Raw genomic sequence first — 4,775 nt, forward strand, 5'->3', positions numbered from 1 at the left:
GGCTGGACGGCCTTGCCATCATGCCGGTCGTCATGGTGGGCTCGGCGCTCGGTGTGTTTGCCTACGTCACCGGCAGCTCGGTCTACTCCAAATACCTGTTCTTCCCGCACATCCCCGGCTCGGGTGAGCTGCTGATTTTCTGCTCGGCCATGGCCGGCGCCGGCCTGGCCTTTCTGTGGTTCAACACGCACCCGGCTCAGGTCTTCATGGGCGACGTGGGCGCGCTGGCGCTGGGCGCCGCGCTGGGCACCATCGCGGTCATCGTGCGCCAGGAAATCGTGCTGGCCATCATGGGCGGCATCTTCGTTGTCGAGGCGCTCTCCGTGATGATGCAGGTGACCTGGTTCAAGTACACGAAGAAGCGCTACGGTGAAGGCCGCCGCATCCTCAAGATGGCGCCGCTGCACCATCACTTCGAGAAAAGCGGCTGGAAAGAAACCCAAGTGGTTGTCCGTTTCTGGATCATCACCATGCTGTTGTGCCTCATCGGTCTTTCCACCTTGAAGCTCAGGTAACAGGCATGCGGCATTTGCAAGACCAAACCGTGTTGATTCTGGGCCTGGGCGCGTCCGGCCTCGCCATGGCGCGCTGGTGCGTGCGCCATGGCGCTTCGGTCACGGTCGCCGATACGCGCGAGGCGCCTTCCTTGCTCGCAACGTTGCGACAGGAATTGCCGGGCGTCACGTTCATCGGCGGTGCTTTTACGCCAGCGCTGGTGCAAGGTACTGCCGTGCGTGCTGTCTACCGTTCGCCGGGGCTGGCGCCTGCAGTGATCGCCCCTGTGGTGGAGGCTGCGCGCGAGATCGGTTTGCCGGTTGGGGGTGAGCTTGATCTGTTCTCCCTGGCTCTTGCYGATCTCCGCGATGTCCCTGCCGCAGAGGCGGTGGAAGACGAGCCTGAAACTGAGGCACCTCCCGCACTCCCGGAGCCGGTGCCTGAGTCGCTGTCATCCGAATCATCAGATGGAACGGACGTGCCCGATGCGATGGCTGTAGCTGATTCGCTCGCGGGCGAAACCTCTGTGCCAGCCGGTGCCTCCGACGACACAGAGGTTCTGCCAGATGCGGCAGACAGCACACCAGAGGGCGGGTCAGTCGCCCTTGAAGAAGCGAGCGAAAGGGTTGCAACCCCTGAATTACTGGGTCTTGTGCCGCCGGAAAAGCCCACCGGCTACCGGCCCGAAGTGTTGGCCATCACGGGAACCAACGGCAAAACCACGGTGACCTCGCTGTTGGGCCAACTGGTGCAGCGCGCCGGGAAAACGGTGGCCGTGGCAGGCAACATCGGCCCGACGCTGCTCGACACGCTGTCGGCCCATATGGATGCGCAAACCCTGCCGCAAGTCTGGGTGCTGGAGCTGTCCAGTTTCCAGCTCGCCGATGTGCACGGCTTTGAGCCAACGGCCGCCGTGGTGCTCAACATCACGCAGGACCATCTGGACTGGCACGGCGACATGGACGCCTACGTCGCGGCGAAAGCCAGGGTCTTCGGTGCCAGCACCTTCATGCTGCTCAATCGCGATGACGCTCGCGTGATGGCCATGCTGCCGCCGCCCGTCAAGGTGCGCCTGAAGCCGCCCCAGGTGCGCCCCCATGCGACCTTCGGCGCCGGCGAGCCGCAGCGCCCCGGCGACTACGGCATCGAAACCGTCAATGGCATGACCTGGTTGGTGCGCGCGGCCGAGGCCGACGAAACCATCAAGCGCCGCAAGGACGAAGAGGTAGAGCTGCACGTGCAGCGCCTGATGCCTATCGAAGCCCTTCGCATACGCGGGCGGCATAACGCCACCAACGCCCTGGCCGCGCTGGGCCTGGCTGTGGCTGCGGGCTGCAACCTCGCCCCCATGCTGCACGGCCTGCGCGAATACCGCGGTGAGCCCCATCGCGTGGAGTCGGTGGCTGTCGTTAATGACGTTGAATACTTCGACGACAGCAAGGGCACCAACGTGGGCGCCACCGTGGCGGCTCTGACAGGGTTGGGACTGGAGCGCAAGCTGGTGCTCATTCTGGGCGGCGAAGGCAAGGGGCAGGACTTCTCACCGTTGGCCGACCCGGTGCAACGCCACGTCCGGGCCGTGGTGCTGATAGGGCGCGATGCGCCTCTCATCAAGGAGGTCTTGCCCCGCAATATTCCAGTGTTCGACGCCGCATCCATGGAGGAAGCGGTCACCCTGGCCGCGCAGCAGGCACAGACCGGTGAAGCCGTCCTGATGTCGCCGGCCTGTGCAAGCTTCGACATGTTCGACAACTACGAGCACCGGGCCAAGGTCTTTTGCGACGCCGTGCAGGCGCTGGCGCAAGAACAGGGGCATGTGCTGTGACGGCTGTCGTGCGCTTTTTCGGCTGGTTCTCCGGTGTCGGCAAGGCCGCGTCGGAAGTCCTTCCCGTGCGGCTTGGCGGACACAGCCGGCCACAGACGCTGGCCGCACCTCCTGTTCGCATGGCCGGTTTTGACCAGGCGCTGCTGTGGGTCACCGTGGCCTTGCTGATGTGGGGCCTTGTGATGGTGTATTCAGCTTCCGTGGCCATGCCCGACAACCCCAAATTCGCGCGCTATGCGCATACCCATTTCCTGCTGCGCCATGTGTTGTCGCTGGTGGTCGCTCTCATCGTCGCCGTCCTGGCATTCCAGGTGCCGCTGGCCACATGGGAAAAACTGGCGCCCTGGCTGTTTGTCCTCTCCCTGTTGCTGCTGATACTGGTCCTGGTGCCGTTTATCGGAAAAGGCGTGAACGGCGCCCGCCGCTGGATTTCGCTGGGCATCATGAACTTTCAGCCTTCAGAGCTCGCGAAATTCGCGGTGCTTCTCTATGCGGCCGATTACATGGTCCGCAAGATGGAAGTGAAAGAGCGCTTCTTCCGCGCGGTGATGCCCATGGCTGTGGCCATAGCAATTGTCGGATTGCTATTGCTGGCCGAACCCGACATGGGCGCGTTCATGGTGATCTCGGTCATTGCGATGGGTATTCTCTTCCTGGGCGGTGTCAATGCCCGCATGTTCTTTGTCATCGCGGCTGTGGTGGTGGTTGCCTTCAGCCTGATGGTGATGCTCAGCGAATGGCGGCGTGAGCGTATCTTTGCCTACCTCGACCCGTGGAGCGATAAATACTCCATGGGCAAGGGCTACCAGCTCTCCCACTCCCTGATTGCCTTCGGCCGCGGCGAGATTTTCGGTGTGGGTCTGGGCGGCAGCATTGAGAAGCTGCATTGGCTGCCCGAAGCGCACACCGACTTCCTGATGGCCGTGATTGGCGAAGAGTTTGGCCTGTTGGGTGTGCTGGCTGTGATCGGCATGTTCATGTGGATGACCCGCCGCATCATGCACATCGGTCGCCAGTCGATTGCCCTGGACCGCCTGTTTGCCGGTCTGGTGGCGCAAGGCGTTGGCATCTGGATAGGTTTCCAGACCTTCATCAACATTGGCGTGAACCTCGGTGCGCTGCCGACCAAGGGCCTCACGCTGCCGTTGATGAGTTACGGTGGTTCGGCGATTCTGATGAACCTGATTTCTTTGGCCGTGGTGCTGAGGATTGACTATGAGAATCGCCTGCTCATGAGAGGAGGCCGCGCATGAGCAAGCAACACTGTGCTTTGGTGATGGCCGGAGGAACGGGCGGGCACATTTTCCCGGGCCTGGCCGTGGCTGAGGCCCTGCGGGAGCGCGGCTGGCGGGTGCACTGGCTGGGCGGGCGTGGCAGCGCAGTTCGCCCCAGCATGGAAAGCCAGCTGGTGCCGCCCCGCGGCTTCCCTTTCGAATCGATTGATTTTTCCGGTGTGCGGGGCAAAGGGCCGGTCACGCTGGCATTCCTGCCCCTGCGCCTGCTCAAGGCGTTTTGGCAAAGCATCCAGGTGGTACGCCGCGTCAAGCCCGATGTGGTGGTCGGCCTGGGCGGCTACATCAGTTTTCCGGCCGGGATGATGAGTGTGCTGTTGGGTAAGCCCCTGGTTCTGCACGAGCAGAATTCGGTGGCGGGTATGGTCAACAAGGTGCTGGCGAGTGTGGCTGACCGCGTCTTCACCGCATTTCCGGGTGTGTTGCCCAAAGCCGAATGGGTGGGCAACCCACTGCGGCCAGCATTTACCCGGCAGCCCGACCCGCAAGAGCGTTTTGCCGGACGCAGCGKTCCCCTGAAACTGCTGGTGATCGGCGGGAGCCTGGGCGCCCGGGGGTTGAACGAGCTGGTACCCAAAGCCCTCGCACTGATCCCTGAAGCAGAACGACCACAGGTCCTCCACCAAAGCGGCGCGCTGCAGATTGAAGAATTGCGCGCCAACTATGCGGCGGCTGGCGTATCGGCCGAGCTCACGCCTTTCATTGAAGACACCGCGAAGGCCTTCGCCGATGCCGACCTGATCATTTGCCGCGCTGGCGCCAGTACGGTCACGGAAATCGCTGCGGTGGGCGCTGCGGCAGTGTTCGTGCCTTTTCCCGCTGCGGTCGACGACCACCAGACAGTCAACGCGAAGTTCCTGGTCGACCAGGGAGGCGGATGGCTGATCCAGCAGCGCGACCTCAGCGCCGGAATGCTGGCAGAAATGCTACAAAAAACAGAGCGGCTTGCGCTTGTCCAGAAAGCCTTACAGGCCAAAACCATGCAAAAAACTGAAGCCACGGCCCGTGTGGTGGCCGCTTGTGAGGAGCTGGCGACATGAAACACGCCATCAAAAACATTCACTTCATCGGTCTGGGCGGCGCCGGCATGTCTGGCATTGCAGAGGTGCTGCACAACCTGGGATACGTCATTTCGGGGTCTGACCTGTCAGACAGCCCAACGC

The 4,775-nt window shown here is 62.7% G+C and carries 5 protein-coding genes; all 5 read left to right on the plus strand.

All coding sequences use genetic code 11. The features are described 5' to 3' along the window. A partial coding sequence (mraY, locus tag AC1D1X_RS15845; protein WP_477698621.1) for a phospho-N-acetylmuramoyl-pentapeptide-transferase occupies positions 1 to 515 on the plus strand: 515 nt, incomplete at its 5' end. Between the two features lie 5 nt (positions 516 to 520). After that, on the plus strand, positions 521 to 2,320 hold the full coding sequence (gene murD, locus AC1D1X_RS15850) for a UDP-N-acetylmuramoyl-L-alanine--D-glutamate ligase (protein WP_477668403.1): 1,800 nt from the start codon (positions 521 to 523) through the stop codon (positions 2,318 to 2,320). Then, positions 2,317 to 3,573: a putative lipid II flippase FtsW gene (gene ftsW, locus AC1D1X_RS15855; RefSeq protein WP_477668402.1), complete on the plus strand. Its 1,257-nt coding sequence runs from the start codon at positions 2,317 to 2,319 to the stop codon at positions 3,571 to 3,573. Before murD ends, ftsW begins: the two co-directional genes overlap by 4 nt. Continuing rightward, positions 3,570 to 4,652 (plus strand): undecaprenyldiphospho-muramoylpentapeptide beta-N-acetylglucosaminyltransferase, encoded by a 1,083-nt coding sequence (murG, locus tag AC1D1X_RS15860; RefSeq protein WP_477698622.1) that lies wholly within the window; start codon positions 3,570 to 3,572, stop codon positions 4,650 to 4,652. Before ftsW ends, murG begins: the two co-directional genes overlap by 4 nt. Then, positions 4,649 to 4,775: Mur ligase domain-containing protein (locus AC1D1X_RS15865; RefSeq protein WP_477698623.1), on the plus strand; the 127-nt coding region annotated here is incomplete at its 3' end. The genes murG and AC1D1X_RS15865, both read left to right, overlap by 4 nt.

It is taken from the genome of Polaromonas sp. P1_G4 (assembly GCF_056405475.1).